This is a genomic window from Pseudomonas putida, from assembly GCF_016406145.1.
Lineage (GTDB): Bacteria > Pseudomonadota > Gammaproteobacteria > Pseudomonadales > Pseudomonadaceae > Aquipseudomonas > Aquipseudomonas putida_E.
The window spans coordinates 2,934,551-2,948,309 of sequence record NZ_CP066306.1; the positions used below are offsets into that span (position 1 = coordinate 2,934,551).

General features: G+C 62.4%; 14 protein-coding genes and 1 pseudogene. 5 read left to right on the forward strand and 10 right to left on the reverse strand.

The annotated features are described in order from the left end of the window. The first annotated feature begins 121 nt into the window (after window positions 1-121). The 5 genes from ligD to JET17_RS13480 are packed head-to-tail and all read left to right on the forward strand — an operon-like array spanning window position 122 to window position 5,687. On the forward strand, window positions 122-2,623 hold the full coding sequence (gene ligD / locus JET17_RS13460) for a DNA ligase D (RefSeq protein ID WP_198823180.1): 2,502 nt from the start codon (window positions 122-124) through the stop codon (window positions 2,621-2,623). Next, window positions 2,620-3,663 carry an acyl-CoA dehydrogenase family protein gene (locus JET17_RS13465; protein WP_012314503.1) on the forward strand — a complete coding sequence of 348 codons (1,044 nt, stop codon included), beginning with the start codon at window positions 2,620-2,622 and terminating at the stop codon, window positions 3,661-3,663. Before ligD ends, JET17_RS13465 begins: the two co-directional genes overlap by 4 nt. Further along, the gene (locus tag JET17_RS13470; protein WP_012314504.1) at window positions 3,660-4,415 is read left to right on the forward strand and encodes a PIG-L deacetylase family protein; all 756 of its coding nucleotides are present in this window, start codon (window positions 3,660-3,662) and stop codon (window positions 4,413-4,415) included. Before JET17_RS13465 ends, JET17_RS13470 begins: the two co-directional genes overlap by 4 nt. Before the next feature lie 10 nt (window positions 4,416-4,425). Further along, window positions 4,426-5,025, forward strand: a complete 600-nt coding sequence (locus JET17_RS13475) for a class I SAM-dependent methyltransferase (RefSeq protein WP_012314505.1) — start codon at window positions 4,426-4,428, stop codon at window positions 5,023-5,025. After that, entirely contained in the window at window positions 5,022-5,687 is a 666-nt protein-coding gene (locus tag JET17_RS13480; protein ID WP_042111982.1) for a glycosyltransferase, read from the forward strand. The genes JET17_RS13475 and JET17_RS13480 overlap by 4 nt, the downstream gene beginning before the upstream one ends. Before the next feature lie 88 nt (window positions 5,688-5,775). Here the strand turns inward: JET17_RS13480 and JET17_RS13485 are convergent, their stop codons facing one another. From JET17_RS13485 to JET17_RS13530, 10 genes and pseudogenes are all read right to left on the reverse strand, one after another. Then, a complete protein-coding gene (locus JET17_RS13485; protein ID WP_012314507.1) occupies window positions 5,776-6,624 on the reverse strand; it encodes a Ku protein in 849 nt (282 codons plus the stop codon). After that, on the reverse strand, window positions 6,617-6,772 hold the full coding sequence (locus JET17_RS13490) for a PSPA7_2676 family Cys-rich small protein (RefSeq protein WP_190273308.1): 156 nt from the start codon (window positions 6,770-6,772) through the stop codon (window positions 6,617-6,619). The genes JET17_RS13485 and JET17_RS13490 overlap by 8 nt, the downstream gene beginning before the upstream one ends. A gap of 122 nt (window positions 6,773-6,894) precedes the next feature. Continuing rightward, the gene (locus JET17_RS13495; RefSeq protein WP_012314508.1) at window positions 6,895-7,485 is read right to left on the reverse strand and encodes a nucleosidase; all 591 of its coding nucleotides are present in this window, start codon (window positions 7,483-7,485) and stop codon (window positions 6,895-6,897) included. 99 nt (window positions 7,486-7,584) lie between these two features. Then, window positions 7,585-8,538 (reverse strand): methyltransferase, encoded by a 954-nt coding sequence (locus JET17_RS13500; RefSeq protein WP_012314509.1) that lies wholly within the window; start codon window positions 8,536-8,538, stop codon window positions 7,585-7,587. Beyond that, entirely contained in the window at window positions 8,538-9,872 is a 1,335-nt protein-coding gene (locus JET17_RS13505) for an iron-containing redox enzyme family protein (protein WP_012314510.1), read from the reverse strand. The genes JET17_RS13500 and JET17_RS13505 overlap by 1 nt, the downstream gene beginning before the upstream one ends. 18 nt (window positions 9,873-9,890) lie before the next feature. Beyond that, the gene (locus tag JET17_RS13510) at window positions 9,891-10,088 is read right to left on the reverse strand and encodes a hypothetical protein (protein ID WP_042111482.1); all 198 of its coding nucleotides are present in this window, start codon (window positions 10,086-10,088) and stop codon (window positions 9,891-9,893) included. A 65-nt stretch (window positions 10,089-10,153) separates the two neighbouring features. Next, complete coding sequence (locus JET17_RS13515; protein ID WP_012314511.1) at window positions 10,154-10,372, reverse strand: general stress protein; 219 nt, start codon at window positions 10,370-10,372, stop codon at window positions 10,154-10,156. A 110-nt stretch (window positions 10,373-10,482) separates the two neighbouring features. Next, window positions 10,483-11,802, reverse strand: coding sequence for an NTP/NDP exchange transporter (locus JET17_RS13520; protein ID WP_012314512.1), 1,320 nt, complete (start codon window positions 11,800-11,802; stop codon window positions 10,483-10,485). 4 nt (window positions 11,803-11,806) lie between these two features. Further along, entirely contained in the window at window positions 11,807-12,715 is a 909-nt protein-coding gene (locus JET17_RS13525; protein WP_012314513.1) for an aldo/keto reductase, read from the reverse strand. A gap of 89 nt (window positions 12,716-12,804) precedes the next feature. After that, window positions 12,805-13,691, reverse strand: a pseudogene (locus JET17_RS13530) (Dyp-type peroxidase). Window positions 13,692-13,759: the final 68 nt, after the last annotated feature.

The window sequence follows — 13,759 nt, forward strand, 5'->3', positions numbered from 1 at the left end:
GACTGTGAGTGGGCCTGGAAAATTCAGAGTTTTTTCGCCCGCCAGCGTGCAATCGATTTTTTGAACTACCGCCCGGCCCGCTGCCTCCCAAATGAGAGACCGCGACCCCTGGGAGCCTTAGATGACGGCCAAGCCCCTGCAGGAATATGAGCGCAAGCGCGACTTCAATGCCACACCCGAGCCCAGTGGCAAGCGCGGCCGTGCAAAACGTAATCATGCCCTGCAGTTCTGCATTCAGAAGCACGACGCCAGCCACCTGCATTACGACTTCCGTCTGGAACTGAACGGTACGCTGAAAAGCTGGGCCATCCCCAAGGGGCCCTCCCTGGACCCCAAGGTGCGGCGCCTGGCGGTACACGTAGAGGATCACCCTCTCGACTTTTACGCCGATTTCGAAGGCAATATCCCGGAGGGTCACTATGGCGCCGGCGATGTAATCGTCTGGGATCGTGGCGTCTGGGAACCAGAGGGTGACGCAAACCAGGCCTATGCCAAGGGCAAGCTGCGCTTTCGCTTGCAAGGAGAGAAGCTGAGCGGCGTGTGGAACCTGTTCCGCACCCGTCTGGCAGGCAAGAAAGAGCAGTGGATGCTGGTCAAGTCCCACGACGCTCAGGCACGCAGCGAGGCCGACTACAGCATCGTTGAAGCGCAGCCTGACAGCGTGATCAGCGATCGCACGCTGGTGCCGCGACGCAATGCCAGCGCCAAACCGGCGCCGGCGCCCAAGCGCAAGCGGGCCGGTGCGGGCAAGAAAGCGGCCTTGCCCGGTCTACTGCAGCCGCAGCTTGCGACCCTGGTGGATTCCCCCCCCGCTGGCGACTGGCGCTATGAAGTCAAGTTCGACGGTTATCGCGTGCTTGCCCGGATTGAAGGCGACGACGTGCGGCTGTTCACCCGTAACGGCCATGACTGGAGCCACAAAATGCCACGACAGGTGGCTGCGCTTCGCGCTTTAGGTCTGGACAGCGCCTGGCTTGACGGTGAGATGGTCGTCAACGGCGACAACGGGGCGACGGACTTCCAGGCCTTACAGAATGCCTTCGACACTGCCCACGACGAGCAAATCGTCTATTACCTGTTCGACCTCCTCTTCCTGGGTGGCCAGGACCTACGCGCGCTGCCCTTGGAGGACCGGCGCAAAGCATTGGGTAAACTGCTTGAGCAGGATCAGTCCGAGGTTCTGGAGTTTTCCGCCGACTTCCAGCAACCGGTGGAGTCGCTGCTCGACAGCGCCTGCCGCCTGGAGCTCGAAGGGTTGATCGGCAAGCGCGCCGGTAGCCCGTATACAGGCCGGCGCAGTGCTGACTGGATCAAGCTCAAGTGCAAACAGCGCCAGGAGTTTGTGATCGTCGGGTTCACCGACCCCAAGGGGAGCCGCAGCGGCTTCGGTGCGCTGCTGCTCGCCCTGCATGACCCGGACACCGGTGAGCTCCGCTATGCCGGCAAGGTCGGGACCGGCTTCAGCGCCACCACGCTCGACAGCATCCATGCGCGCCTCAAACCCCTGGAAATCGGCAAACCCGCCCTGCCCCGGCCACCCACCGGGGCTGAAGCCCGAGGAGTTCATTGGCTCAAGCCAAAACTGATGGCCGAGGTTTCTTATGCGCAAATGACCCGGGACGGCGTGGTTCGCCATTCGGTTTTCCATGGGCTGCGCGACGACAAACCTGCCAGCGCCATCGACCAGGAGCGTGCCATGCCAGCCAAGACCGTGCCAAAAGCCAAGCGTGCCAAAGCGACAGAAGACCTGGGCGACCTGCGCCTGACGCATCCGGACAGGATCATCGACGCCAGCATTGGTGCGACAAAGCGGGAGATTGCCGAATACTACGCCGGCGTCAGTCAGTGGATCCTGCCGCAACTCAAAGACCGCCCGGTGGCGCTGGTACGGGCGCCGGAGGGCCTCAATGGCGAACTGTTCTTCCAGAAGAACGCCGGCCAGTTGCATATCGCCAATGTGCTCAGTTACGACAAGGCCGAAGCCGGCCAGGCGGCGATGGTCATCAACCGTCCTGACACGTTGCTCGGTGCCGTGCAGATGAACATGCTTGAACTGCACACTTGGAATGCCACCGACAAAGACTTCGACAAGCCCGACCGCTTTGTGCTCGACCTTGACCCGGACCCGGCATTGCCCTGGAAGGCCATGCTCGATGCTACTCAGCTCGCCCTCACGTTGCTCGATGAACTGGGCCTCAAAGTGTTCCTCAAGACCAGCGGTGGCAAAGGCATGCACCTGGTGGTGCCATTGACCCGCCGTGCGGGCTGGGACGAGGTTAAAGACTTCAGCCATGCCATCGTCAATTACCTGGCCAAGCTGTTCCCCGACCGGCTCAGCGCCGTGTCCGGGCCAAAGAACCGGGTCGGACGGATCTTCATCGATTACCTGCGCAACGGTAAAGGCGCGACCACCGCCTGTGCCTACTCCCTGCGCGCCCGGGAAGGCCTGCCGGTGTCGGTGCCGATCTGGCGCGAGGAACTTGGCCACCTCAAGGGCGCCAACCAGTGGCACATCGGCAACCTGCACGAACGCTTGGCCGAGGTCGATGACCCTTGGGCGGACATGAGCAAGACCCGACAGTCAATCACAGCGCGCATGCGCAAACAGATGGGGATGACATGAGCATCATTCAGGATTTTGACCTGAACACCCTCGACAGCCTGTTGCGTACGTTCAGCGAGCGCGCGCAGCCTTTGAACCTGGACACCAAGCTTTCGCAACTGATGCAGGCGCTGTTGGCGGACCATCTCGACCTGCTCCCGCTGCCGGGCCAAGGACATACCTTGCAGCGCTGGCAGACCTTGGCGCGCATTGCCGGCTGCGACCTGGCACTGGCCAAAGTGTACGAAGGCCATACCGACGCGCTGGCGATCCTGGCTGAATGCGGCGCTGCTCACCTGGTGGGGGATGCTGTATGGGGCGTGTGGGCCGCAGAGCCCCCTGAAGCGCGAGCGCGGATCATTGCCCGTGACGGCGATCAGGTGCACCTTGCCGGCAGCAAGGCCTGGTGCTCAGGTGCCTTGCAGATCGACCGTGCGCTGATCACTGCCTGGGCTGAAGGTGACCAGCCGCAACTGGTGGCGATCGAACTGGCCCACCCCACCCAAGGCTTGCAGGTCGATCACTGGCAAGCAGTGGGTATGGCCACGACCGCCAGCATTGAAATCACCTTTGAGGGTTCGCCCGGGATCGCCGTAGGCCAGCCAGGGCAGTACCTTTCGCGCCCCGGTTTCTGGCACGGCGGTGCGGGGATCGCCGCCTGCTGGTACGGCGCCGCAGAGGCGCTGGCCGATTACTTGCGTGAACGTTGCCGCAAACCACGCCCTGATCCTCATGCCCAGGCACACCTTGGGGCAGTGGATGCGGCGTTGTACGGTGCCCGTGCAGCACTACGCGAATGTGCCGCGTGGATAGATCGCCAGCCCAGCGCCGACGCCAGCTTCGAGGTGCGCCGTGTGCGTGCCCAGGTAGAGCATGCTGTAGAGCAGGTGATCCACCATGTGGGGCGTGCGTTGGGTGCAACGCCGTTCTGTCGCAGCAGCCATTTTGCACGGCTAAGCGCCGACCTCCCGGTCTTCATGCGGCAAAGCCATGCTGAACGCGACCTGGCCGAACTTGGCCAACAGCTGGCCCAGGTGCCGGCAGGAGCCTGGCAACTATGAGTGAGAACCTGATCAAGGCCAGTGAAGGCAGGCCGTGGGCCGCGTGGCAGCAGTCTGCACACCTGGCGCGGGCGAGCTGGATCACGCCGGACCAGTTGCTACCCGCAGGCCGGCGCTTGGTATTGCTGGCTCCGCACCCCGATGACGAAATCCTCATGGCCGGCGGACTGTTGGCAGGGCTGCACGGCCGCGAGCAGGACGTGCTGCTGATTTCCGCCACCGATGGTGAAGGGAGCCACCCTGAATCCGCGACCTGGACCGAACACCGCCTGCGCCGCCAACGGCCTCTTGAAAGCAGGCACGCCTTGCAACAGTTGGACCTGGACCTCAACCGGCTGGACTGGCGGCGCCTGCACCTTAAAGACGGTGCGCTGCCGCGAGACGAAGCGTTTCTGGTCAATCACCTTAACCAACTGCTCAAGCCCGATGATGTGCTGATGACAACCTGGCGCGGCGACGGCCACTGCGACCATGAAGCGCTTGGCCGGGCGGCAGCGCAAGCCGCACTGGCGCGCCAGGTGCAACTGGTGGAGGTGCCCGTGTGGGCCTGGCATTGGGCACAGCCTGACGACCCCCGCCTACCCTGGTCGCGGGCGCATCGCATTGAGTTGGATGAAACACGGGTTGCGCGTAAGCGTCGGGCCTTGGCGGCGCATCACAGCCAGCTGGAGCCCGACCAGGGGCGCGCGCCGGTATTGCCTGCCACCCTGCTCGATTGCCTGCTGCAACCCTTCGAACTGGTGTTCCTGTAAAGGAGTTGTCATGAGTATCGATGCGCAATATTTCGCCGACCTGTATGCCAACAATGACGACCCTTGGGCGTTTCGTACCCGTTGGTACGAGCGCCGCAAACGCGACCTGCTGATGGCCAGCCTGCCGCGCCAGTGCTACCAGCGGGTGTTCGAACCCGCCTGCGCCAATGGCGAGCTGAGCGCCTCGCTGGCGGAGCGCTGTGCCGAACTGCTGTGCCAAGACCTTGATCCTACGGCAGTGGCGTTGGCTCGCCAGCGCCTGGCGGGCTTGCCCAATGCTTCGGTCGTCACTGGCCGCTTACCAGCGGACTGGCCTGGCGGCAGCTTCGACCTGATCGTGCTCAGCGAAGTGGGTTACTACCTGAACGCTACCGACTGGTTGCAGGTGATCGAGCAGTCGGTTGCGAGCCTCACTTATGACGGTGGCCTGTTGGCCTGTCACTGGCGCCATCCGATCGCAGGCTGCCCACAGGATGGGCGTGAAGTGCATCAGTTGCTGGCCAAACACGTGCCGTTGTACCCGGTATTTCGCCACGAAGAGGCGGACTTCCTGCTGGAGTACTGGTCAGCCGAGCCTAGCGTGGTCGACCTGGACGAGATATGCCCATGATTGCTGTCGTCATTCCCGCCCATAACGAAGCCCGACGGCTGGGGCGCTGCCTCAAGGCCATGGCGGCGGCGGTTGCCTTGGCCAGGCAGGCAGGCCAGCAGGTCGAGGTGCTGGTGGTGCTGGACCGCTGCCGTGATGCCAGTGCCGCTGTGGCCAAGCGCTTCGGGGTACACACGCTGGCAGTGGAGGCTGGCAGCGTTGGCATGGCCCGCCGGCTTGGCGCTGCGCTGATGCTGGACCGCGGCGCCCGCTGGCTGGCCTGTACCGATGCCGATAGCCAAGTGCCCTCGCACTGGCTGCTTTGGCAACTGGCCTGCACTGCCGAGGTAGTCTGTGGCACGGTGCACATCGAGCACTGGCAGCCCTGGCAACGCGCTGCGCTACGCAAGCTGTACCGCAGCGGTTATCAGGCATGTGAGGGCCATCGGCATATTCATGGTGCAAACCTTGGTGTCTGTGCCCGCGCTTATGAGCGTGTGGGGGGCTTTCAACCGCTGGCGGCGCATGAGGACGTGCAGCTGGTACGCGACCTGGAGGCTAGCGGCGCACAGATCGTATGGACGGCCAAGCACAGTGTGGCGACCAGCAGCAGAGGCGACAGCCGGGCTCGGGAAGGGTTTGGGGATTTTCTGGGGGGGCTGCAGGTTCGTTTGGACGGGTGATCAGCCTGTCGCAGGGTGGTTAGTGTTCTTGAGAACGGGCGCAGCGTGAGCGGCGCTCGGTCTCAAGGCAGGCGCCCGCCCCACGCAATCATGAGGCCTTGCGAGTACGCTTGGCAGGCTTCTTTTCGGCAGGTGCTTTTTTCGCAGCTTTACCGCCCAGGCTGCGCTTGAGCAGTTCGGTGAGGTCGATGATATCGGCGCTTTTCTCCGCTTCGCCCCCTTCGCCCTTGTCCACCACGCTGATCTTGCCTTTGCTGGCCTTTTCTTCCACCAGGTCCATGATGGTCTGGCGGAACGCATCATGGTACTCATCAGGGGCCCACGAGCCGCTCATGTCTTCGACCAACCGCTTGGCCATGTCCAGTTCGCGCTTGTCGACCTTGGTGTCGGTCACGCTTTTTTCCAGCTCAAGCGTCTCCAGGCCGCGCACCTCTTCGGGCCAACGCAAGGTGATCATCACCAACGCGTCGTCCAGCGGCCGCAACAATGCAAGGTGCTGGCGTGTATGCAGCACCACCGTGGCCAGCGCCACCTTGCCAGTGCTCTCCAGTGTTTCACGCAGCAACGCATAGACTTTGCCGCCGCGACGATCCGGGCTCAGGTAATACGGTGTATCGAAGTGCTGCAAGGGGATCTCGCTGGCAGCCACGAATGAGAAGATATCGATGGTCTGGGTCGCTTCCGGGCGGGCCTTGCGGATCTCTTCCTCGCTGATCACCACATAACGACCTTTCTCGTGCTCCACACCTTTGACGATGTTGTCTTTGTCGATTTCCTTGCCGGTCACCTTGTTGATCCGTTTATAACCCACCGGCTCCATGCTGCGCTTGTCCAGCCAGTCGAAATCGACGCGCTCGGTGCGCACTGCCGTGTTGAGCGAGACGGGGATATGCACCAGGCCGAAACTGATCGCGCCTTTCCAGATTGCCCTAGCCATGGCGTGCCTCCGAAGGTTGCAGGGAATGGCCCGGCTGGCAGTAACGCAGGGCGCCACAGCGTTCGCAAAGCTGGCATTGCAGCCCAGGCACTTCGGGTTGGGTCATGGCGCGCCAGTGGCAGCCCCGCAGCAGACAGACAATGGTCATCAGCCACCTCCTTGGCCCGGAAATGTCGGGCGCTTACCTGAAATGACTGCACGGCGCGCTGAAGGTTTAGCCCAAATGCCCTACGGCTGTCGAAACTACAGTGGCTTGATCGTCATGGCTGATCAGGGTTCGATGGCGAAAAGCACGCGCTTGAACGCCTCGGCGGCCAGATGTACCTGCACAGACCAGTCCTGGGCCGCATCGCTGCCGGCATCATCGGAGATGTATTTCAGGCACACGAACGGAATGCCTTCATTACGGGCGATCAACGCCAAAACGTACGCTTCCATGTCGACGATGTCGTATGGAGCATCGCCGTGGCTGACCTCAAAGCTGTCACCGCTGCCGCAGGTGCCCAGCGGCAGCCCTTCTATCGGCTGGCCATGCTCGAGCAGCACCGGAACGTCCGACAGCGGCGTCTCGTAGCGGGCGAAGCCCAGCGCAGTAACGTCCATGTCGCGCTGCACGAAGTGCGTGCAGCACACCACCTCCCCCTTGCCGTATCGCTGGCTGCCTGCCGAACCGAGGTTAACGATCAGTTTGGGGCGCTGGCGCTGAACCGCCTTGGTCAGGGCGATGGCAGCATTGACTTTGCCGATGCCGGTGAAAACCGTATTGAGATCAGCGAACACAGTACCGGCTTCAGCCTCGAGGGCGAATACGAACAGGGTGTCGGCCAGCGTAATGTCGGGGAATTGCTGGGTCAGCATCATGGCGCAGGGCGTTCCAAATGGCTTGCTAAGGGCGCTGCCATTGTCGGTGAACGCTAACTGATTGCAAGCCCCATCGGGGTGGCAAGCTGCAATAGCGCGTCATGCACTGCGGTTGACCGTCAGCGCTACTGCAGCAATACGCTCGACCTGCTCATAACCTGGCTGCAGCAATTGTTCACCAAATACGTCCGGGTCGACCTCACGGTACACCCAGGCCCATTCAGGCCCCGCCAGGCGCAGGCGAATGGCTTCGAGCAAAGGATCACGACCTTCGACGATCGCCACGCCTGTGTATAACAACAGTGATCCGCCGGGGCTCAGACGCTCGCGCGCCTGTTCGATGATGCGCAACGACAGATCGGCGCCCAGCGTACCGCCGCCATGTCGATACGTGCGCTGGCCGTCATCAAGCATGTAGGGTGGATTGGCTACGATGAGGTCGAAATTGCCACTGATCCCCGCCAGCAGGTCACTGTGTGCAATGGACACATTGCTCACCCCCGCCAGCGCAGCGTTGATCGCGGTATAGCGCAGTGCCACAGGGTTGATATCGACGGCGCAGACCTGGGCATGTTGCGCTGCGCGGGCGACCAGCAAGGCACCGACGCCGCTGCCGCAACCAATGTCCACAGCGCGCTCGATCCGTACCGGGCTGCGCTGTAGATGGTCATGGATGACCTGGGCGAAGCGATAGCTGTCGGGGCCGAAGAACACCGCATCAGCCGCCTCGGTCGGGTAGGCGGAATGCACCAGCAGTAGATCGTCAAGGCTGGACCAACGTACTCGGCTGCGCAGGAGTGCGCCGTCCTCGTAAAGCACCTGCGCGGTGCTGAGCTGGTCCAGTTCGTCGGCGCTGATCAATGACGCCGGGAACGGGCGGCTCCAGCCGAATACGTCGCGCAGGTTGCCGGCCCGCTCTGCGCCCCGGCGGGCATTGTTGTGTGCATGGGTGGCCGGCGTCACGCAGGTGAACTGGTAACCGTCAGCACGCAGGCCGCGGCCCAGTTGCAGCAAGGCTTCATCGGCCTGGGCTCGTTGCGGGTTGAGTATCATCAGTGCGGCCCCTCCTCGCCAAGACCTGTGGCATGCAGGTACGCCCGAGTGGCAGACAACCCCTGCGGCAAGGCGTGCTGATTGCCCGCCATGTCATCGATCAACGTTTCGATATCGACGTTCTCATGGTTTTCTTCCCCATGCGGTGCCTGGTGCAGCGAAGCCTCCCAACTGCCTGGCGGCACGCGACGCACTGCGCTCTGCCAGTCGCCGGCGATCCAGTCGTGCCACAGCTGCTTCTCGTAGGCATTGAAGACTCCGAACATGGGGGCGCCCGGACCATCGACCAGTGACCACCAGCGGCTGTCGGCTGGATTCTGCCCGCGCTTGATCCAGCCTTGGGTCACAAGCGCCTGCAAAAATGCGGGTAGCGCAGCGGGTTCGGACAGCCATTGGTTGACCGTTCGCTGCTGCAATCGGCAGCGGTCAGCGTGCATGAACTGCCCGAACACGCGCTTGCGCTCCAAGGCAGCCAGCAGTTGGGCTTCAAGGTCGAAGCCGCTGATCAGCGTGGGCGTGTCGATGCCCAGATCATTGAGGCGGTAGCCATGCCTGACTCGACGGTAAAACACCTCAGCATCCTGCGCCGGGCACAACTGCTGCACCGCCTGGATGGCCTTGCTGGCATGGCCGCTGGCAGCATTGTCGATCGTTACATGGAGCTGGAAATAATGACCGTCGATGCCGAGCTCAGCCAGCTCGTGGGTGGTGATCAACAGGTGTAAAGGTGGCTGCTCGTAACCCAGGTTGTACCCAATGACCTCAGGCAGAAACCACTGCGCGCAGTTGCCCAGCGCCAATTGTACTGCCCCTTGCAGGTAGCGCTCGTCATCCAGAGGCATGCAATCCAGGCAACCCAGCCTGCCGAGCAACCGCTGGTAGATAAGCACGTGATTGCAATGCGGATCGCCGTCGCCCAGTTCCTCAAGGTAGGTACGGATCAGGCCGTGATAGCGCGGGTCTTGCCAGTGGCCCAAGGTCCCGTGAAGCCAGGCACCATCAACAACCTTGGTCGGTGCCACCTGTTGCAGGAACCACAAGGCGTGGGCGCGGTTGGCAAAATAACGGCGAGGCGCGCCTTCACGGCGCTCGGCCAGATAGGCAGCGTGCTCGGCGGCAACCTGTGCGGCGTGTCGTGCACTCCAGTCGTGTAGTTGATCAGGCGCCTCCGGCAGGTCATCGGCCATGGCGTTCGCCTTAGCGAACTGCTCGGCGAGCCACTGGCGCGCTGCGGTGTAGTCACCGGACAACATCGCGTGGTAGCGGCTGCTCAATTGCCTATGCGCGGTTGGCGCCGGCGTCTTGGATGTGGTGCTGCGCATCAGGACCGTCATGCCTCGCTCCTCTCTTGACTATTGGCTCTGGCCTTCCCGTGGCATGGGCTCAGGGTCAGGTGCAGGCTGTGGCGCAGGCTTTTCGTCGGGTTGCTGCATTTGCAGCGAAGGTTTGGTCTGGTCTGCATCCTTGGCCGGATGATCGGTGTCACGATCGAAACAACCGCCGAGCAGCGTAAGGCTGCTCAGCAGAACAATGATGGCTGTGGTTCGCATGGCACATCCTCTTTACCAGCTAAGTAATCGCGGTGCCGGAGTACCCGGCACCGCGTGCTCGTCACTTACGAGCGGCCGCCTTTTTGGCCTGACTCGCGGTCCTTGTGCATATCGGCATCTTTGCGGCCCGACTCACGGTCTTGAGCCATACCGCCGCCTGAGGACTGCCCTCCCTTGCGGCCAGCTTCGGAAGCTTTTTGCCGGTCGTTGGCGAAATTGCCGGGGTTTTTGGTGCCACCCTGGCCGCCCTGGCTGCCGGTGCGGCTGTTATCTTTGTTAGCCATGGTCTGAAACCTCATGTGACTGCTGGATGCACGGCAAGCGCCGTACATAGGTTCGGAGTTCAGCGATAGCGAGGCATTCGTTTTATTGCCAAGCGTTCGGACCGGTGGCGTTAAATAACCGGAGGCGGTGTATTTTGCGCACCAGCCGGTTGCGTGTCGCGGGCATCCAGCTTGCGCTGCCGGCGCCCCAGCCACCCACCGGTCAGGCCCCAGCCCAAGGCAATCGCTGCGCCAATCAACATAGCCAGTTGCGGATGGTCGCCGAGCACATCCAGTGCACGCTTGACCCACCCACTCAACGCATCGCCTCCTCGGTAAACCACGGTGTCGATGAAGTTCTTGGCTTTGTATTTATCCTCTGCGGGCAATACGGTGAACAACATTTCCCGGCCCGGCCGTACCAAGGCATATTCGCCTGCGCGGCGCACCACCATCACAACCACGAACACCGCAAATACCGGTGCCATGGCCAGCCAGAGGAAGCCTGCTGCCATCACCAACGGCACAGCCACCAGCAACACCCCTACCCCCATGCGTTTGGCCAGCCGACCGGTGATGAACACTTGGGTGAGGATGGCCAGGGCCTGAACAACCGTATCGATCAGGCCAAACACCTGAGTCTGACGAGTACGGTCAGTGAACGTTTCGCTGACGATCCGCGCCTGCTCGAAATACAGGAAGGTACTGACACTAGCCAACAGCACCACGAACAAGGCAATACCCAAAAGGTAAGGCGAACGCATCAAAGCAGTTGCGCCCGCGAATGGGTTACCGCCCAGTGGCCGCGACGCTGGCTGCTCGCTCAGCGTTGGCATTGGTTGGCAATCACGCCAGCGCTGCAGGTACCCGGCAGCGGCAATGCTGCCCAGTAAAAACAGAGCGGCCAGCGAGACCAGCCCGGCGTGCCCCAGCGGGGCGACCAGCAGCGTACCCAGTACCGGCCCACTCAGGCCGCCCAGGCTGGCCCCGGCTGCCAGCAGCCCGAACAGGCGCTTGCCTTGCTCGGTGGAGAACAGGTCGGTCAGGACGCTCCAGGCCAGTGAGATGGTCAGCAGGTTGAACACCGACAACCAGATGTAAAACGCCCGCGCATTCCACAAATCGTCTGGTTTGCTGGCAAACAGCAGGGCAAACAGCAGCAGGTTGCTGGCAAAAAAACCATAGGTCCAAGGCAGGATATGCCGCCGGCGCACCTTGGAGGCCAGCCAACCGAACAGCGGCAGGCAGATCAGCGTAGCTATGAAGGTGCCAGTGAACAGCCATTGCAGGTTGTCGACGCCCCCTGCCACGCCCATGGTCTCGCGCACCGGGCGCAGCATGAAATAACCGGTGAACAGCAGGTAGAACAGTGCCAAACCACCGGCCACAGCCGGCCCCTCGCCAGGCTGGATATTCAGCCCTTGGTCCAGACGCTTGCGCCAGGTGGCCATGGTGTCAGGCGAACAGCTCGATCAGCGCCTTTTGCTGCGCCTGGCTGAACAAAGGCTCGTGGCCGGCCTTTAGCTGGTCGAGTTGGCGGTCAGGGCGGCCGGTTGCCGGGATGACAGTTGTAACAGCCGGATGGCTGAAGGCGAACTTGAGGAACACTTGCGCCCAACTGCTGACTCCCGCTTCTGCGGCCCAGGCAGGCAGTGGCCGGTCCTTGACCTTGGCAAACAGACGACCGTCATCGAATGCCCGGTTTATAAGCACTGCCACGCCCTTGTCCTGGCACAGCGGTAACAACTCCTTTGCCGCGTTGGGCGCATTGACCGAATAGTTGATCTGGATGAAGTCCAGTGGTTCGTTGCGCACGATGCGGGCGACTTCGTCATGGCCGCTGTTCAGGTAATGGGTAATACCTGTATAGCGGGTCTTGCCCTGCTGCTTGAGTTCGCGGGCATAGGGCAGCTGAGTCTTCCAGTCTCGCAGGTTGTGGATCTGCAGCAGGTCAACCTTGTCAGTACGCAGGCTTTTCAGGGTACCCGCCCATTGAGCCTCGGCGTCAGCCCGACTGTCGGCGGCGATTTTGGTGGCGATGAAGCACTGCCGGTGCCAGCCCCCCTCCTCCAGTAACTGGCCAAGAATACGGTCTGCCCCGCCGTAGTTCGGCGAGGTGTCGATGACTTTGCCGCCGCCTTCGAAGAACGCTTTCAGTACGGCCTTTAGCTGCTGGTAATCGGCCGAGCCGGCCTCGACCTCGAAACTGCCGGAGGTACCTGCGCCAATAACCGGCAAGGCCTCGCCTGTGGACGGTACCTTGCGGGTCAGCAAGCCGGTGCTTGGGGCAGCGCGCAACCAAGGGCTGGTGGCCAACAGCCCCAAAACCGCGCCGGCACGTAGGACATCGCGACGTGCATACATGGCAAAGCTCCCGTCATAAGTCGGAAACTTTCAAGGCTAGTCGCCCTACCCCCCGATTGCAGGTGATTTCGTTTCTGGATGTTTAGTCCTCAGGCCTTCAGCAGGAGGCTCAGGTCCAGGCTGACGTCGGTCATCGGCGGGCACCAGTAGTAACCACCTGTCAGCGGCCGGCTGAAGCGGTACAAGCCATCAATGATGCCGTCTTCCAGCCCGCTCATGCGCCGCAGTTGCACTTCGAAGGCATCGAAGCTTCGGCCCAAAGCGACAAACGCCAAGCCTGCGCCACGGTGGTCTGCCCAAGACACCGAGCGACGAACCATGAATGCCTCGGGTGCGAAGCTTTCCTGGGCAGTGCGCTTGACGTGTGCCGACTCCGGCGCATCGTCGAGCTCCTCGTTATCGCTCAGCCGCCGGCCAATGATGTTGTCCTGGTCCGTCTGGGGCAGCGACTTGAAGTACTCCAGGTCATGCTTCCACAGCTGGAAAGCAGCAAAACTGGAGCCTGCCAGGCCCGGCTGCTCGCCCGCGACAATGGCCGCGTCGACAGCATCCTGATCAACCGGATTTTCGGTACCGTCCTCGTAACCGGTCAGGTCGTGGCCGCCACGGTGCAGGAAGCCGTCGATGCTGTCGGCCAGGCGCAGTGCCGGTGCCAAGGCCTGTTCCAGCGCCTGGGCCTGCAGCAGCAGGTCACCACGTTCGTTGCCACGCAGCCACAGCCACAAGGCACCCCCTGCTGGGTGCTTGGGTTCTCCACGGCTGCGTCCAATTGGGGGAATGCACGCAAGCCAGGCACTTCGCGGCCCAAGGCCTTTGCCAAAGGCGCGCCTACACCCATGATCAGGTGTTCGCCATCCACATGCGGCAGCAGCGCATCCAGTGCTGCAGGCAACGCCTCGGGCGACTGCAGAGTGAAGAACAGGTGGCGGGCTTGGGCCGGCACCGGGGTGGCAAGCAGACCTTGCTGAAACGGCATGACAGGCAAATCCTTGGTAAAAGCGCGAATGCTACTGCGCGCAGCGGCCCGTCGCAACGCGGTGTGCA

What these genes read in the sequence shown, in the direction of transcription:
- JET17_RS13505 (WP_012314510.1), bottom strand. Translation starts at nt 9,872, where the DNA reads ATGACGGTCCTGATGCGCAGCACCACATCCAAGACGCCGGCGCCAACC.
- JET17_RS13475 (WP_012314505.1), top strand. Translation starts at nt 4,426, where the DNA reads ATGAGTATCGATGCGCAATATTTCGCCGACCTGTATGCCAACAATGAC.
- JET17_RS13490 (WP_190273308.1), bottom strand. Translation starts at nt 6,772, where the DNA reads ATGACCATTGTCTGTCTGCTGCGGGGCTGCCACTGGCGCGCCATGACC.
- ligD (WP_198823180.1), top strand. Translation starts at nt 122, where the DNA reads ATGACGGCCAAGCCCCTGCAGGAATATGAGCGCAAGCGCGACTTCAAT.
- JET17_RS13485 (WP_012314507.1), bottom strand. Translation starts at nt 6,624, where the DNA reads ATGGCTAGGGCAATCTGGAAAGGCGCGATCAGTTTCGGCCTGGTGCAT.
- JET17_RS13480 (WP_042111982.1), top strand. Translation starts at nt 5,022, where the DNA reads ATGATTGCTGTCGTCATTCCCGCCCATAACGAAGCCCGACGGCTGGGG.
- JET17_RS13510 (WP_042111482.1), bottom strand. Translation starts at nt 10,088, where the DNA reads ATGCGAACCACAGCCATCATTGTTCTGCTGAGCAGCCTTACGCTGCTC.
- JET17_RS13500 (WP_012314509.1), bottom strand. Translation starts at nt 8,538, where the DNA reads ATGATACTCAACCCGCAACGAGCCCAGGCCGATGAAGCCTTGCTGCAA.
- JET17_RS13515 (WP_012314511.1), bottom strand. Translation starts at nt 10,372, where the DNA reads ATGGCTAACAAAGATAACAGCCGCACCGGCAGCCAGGGCGGCCAGGGT.
- JET17_RS13470 (WP_012314504.1), top strand. Translation starts at nt 3,660, where the DNA reads ATGAGTGAGAACCTGATCAAGGCCAGTGAAGGCAGGCCGTGGGCCGCG.
- JET17_RS13525 (WP_012314513.1), bottom strand. Translation starts at nt 12,715, where the DNA reads ATGTATGCACGTCGCGATGTCCTACGTGCCGGCGCGGTTTTGGGGCTG.
- JET17_RS13520 (WP_012314512.1), bottom strand. Translation starts at nt 11,802, where the DNA reads ATGGCCACCTGGCGCAAGCGTCTGGACCAAGGGCTGAATATCCAGCCT.
- JET17_RS13465 (WP_012314503.1), top strand. Translation starts at nt 2,620, where the DNA reads ATGAGCATCATTCAGGATTTTGACCTGAACACCCTCGACAGCCTGTTG.
- JET17_RS13495 (WP_012314508.1), bottom strand. Translation starts at nt 7,485, where the DNA reads ATGATGCTGACCCAGCAATTCCCCGACATTACGCTGGCCGACACCCTG.